This is a genomic window from Candidatus Korarchaeota archaeon NZ13-K, from assembly GCA_003344655.1.
Taxonomy (GTDB): Archaea; Korarchaeota; Korarchaeia; order Korarchaeales; family Korarchaeaceae; genus Korarchaeum.
On record MAIU01000134.1, the window covers coordinates 1 to 1,830 of the forward strand.

Genomic DNA, 1,830 nt, shown 5'->3' on the forward strand with positions numbered 1-1,830 from the left:
GCTTCCGCGCCCTCGATCCGTCGAGGGTCGCCATGGTCGATCTGGAGCTGCCGCGCGGGTTCTTTGACGAGTACCACTGCCCGTCGGAAGTAGAGATCGGGGTGCGCCTGGACTGGCTGCTCGATGTGGCGGGAAGGGGGAAAGCAAAGCAGGCGGTCGCCATAGAGTGCGACGGGAAGCGCCTGAAGCACGAGTTCTCCGGGCGAGGAGGCGATGATGGCACTGGAAGCGGCGGAGGCAACGAAGGGGCCGGCCAAAGCAGAGTCAAGGGAGGCACAGGCCCAAGGCGGAGGCTCTGGATCCCCCTCGTCTCCTGTAAAAGGGAGTCGTATTCACCGCGCTTCTCCTTCACCGCAACGGTCAAGCTGCCGGCGAGCATATTCGAGGAGGCGATAAGGTCACTTTCCCTCTGGGGGAACGCGAAGATATCCGTTGATGAGAAGTCATTCAAGATATCCGCCGGAGATGAGAGGGGAGACGCAGAGGTCGACCTGAGTCAAGAGGCGATCTCTTACGAGGTGTCCGAGGCGGCAAGTGCGAGGTACAACCTCGCATTCCTCAGCGCTTTCGTGAAGCCCTCGCGGCTTGCCGATGTAGCAATCATTTCGCTCAGCAAGGAGATGCCGATTAAAATAACGTACCCCCTCGCCGCCGGAGGGGTCATAGCGTACTACCTGGCACCGTGGGTGGACATCGATGTTTAGCCAACATCAGGGGCGGATAGAACCGGCGGCGGTTTCGGCGGGGCCGCCGTCAGCGCCGTCGGAGAAGGTGAAGGAGGCGCTATTGAAGGGCCTAATCGAAAAGGCGAGGCAGGAGCAGGAGGAGCACGAGCGCGCGCCGAACAAACTCTGGCCATCCGGGATAGGGAGGTGCCTCCGCGCCCAGTACTACTCCTACTTCTACCCCGAGGTATACGATACGAGGAAGCTCTCCATATTCGCGACTGGGAAGGCCATACACCAGTTCCTCCCCGAGATCCTGAGGATCGGTGGGGTGGAGGTCAAGGCGACGGAGGTGGAGGTGAAGATGAAGCACCCCTCAAAGGAGATATACATAAGCGGGAGGGTCGACGTCATAATAGCCAGGGGGGAGGGAGGGGAGGACGTCGTCGTCGAGATAAAGTCTGCCAAATCATTGCCGAAGGAGCCGCACAGGAGCCACGTCCTCCAGCTCCAGTGCTACCTCAACCACTTAAGGCTGGAGAGGGGGGTCCTATTGTACTGGGGGAAGAGCACAGGAGAGGTCGAGGCGTACGACGTGAGGGCAGATCCGGCGGCGATGGATGAGGTGTGGAGGAGGTGCGAAGAAGTCTCTGAGGGGATAATTAAGGAAGAGCCTCCACCGAGGGAGGGGGCGGAGAACGGTTGGGAGTGCCTCTACTGCGAGCACTTCAGGCCCTGCTACCTCGGACCGCTTTGGAGGCCGCTCGTGGTCGGAGAATGGCAAATATACAGCTCAGAAGGGAATATCGATGAGCTTGTCCTGAGGAGGCTCCAGGAAGCCCTCCTCAGCGAGAGGGATATATTAATTTTAACGGATAGGGGTGAGCTCCAGGCAGAGGAGCGCCTCCTCAGGGACGGGGTTCCTTATACGGCGATACTCTCCAAGCCCTTATCCTACAACGGGAGGTGGTACGAGAAGGCCTACGAAGAGCTGAGGAAGATCGGGGCCGAGGTGTACGGAAGGGATGAAGGAACGAGGGAGACCTGAACAGAAAGGATAGAGCCTGACAGTTGAGATGAAAAAATAACGAGCGGAAAGAAAAAGGGGAGGGAGAGGGGAGCACTTATGGATCAGATGGTTGGAGGACGCTGGATATTTCGAGTT

Annotated in this window: 2 protein-coding genes; both read left to right on the forward strand. The window is 58.9% G+C overall.

Annotated elements, in window-relative coordinates; all coding sequences use genetic code 11:
- Window positions 1-704, forward strand: a 704-nt coding sequence (locus BA066_07840; protein RDD52781.1) for a hypothetical protein, incomplete at its 5' end; no start/stop codon positions are given.
- Window positions 697-1,713, forward strand: a complete 1,017-nt coding sequence (locus BA066_07845) for a Dna2/Cas4 domain-containing protein (protein RDD52782.1) — start codon at window positions 697-699, stop codon at window positions 1,711-1,713. The genes BA066_07840 and BA066_07845, both read left to right, overlap by 8 nt.
- Window positions 1,714-1,830 lie beyond the last annotated feature (117 nt).

Coding starts and splice junctions, on each gene's coding strand:
- BA066_07845 (RDD52782.1), top strand. CDS start 697: ATGTTTAGCCAACATCAGGGGCGGATAGAACCGGCGGCGGTTTCGGCG.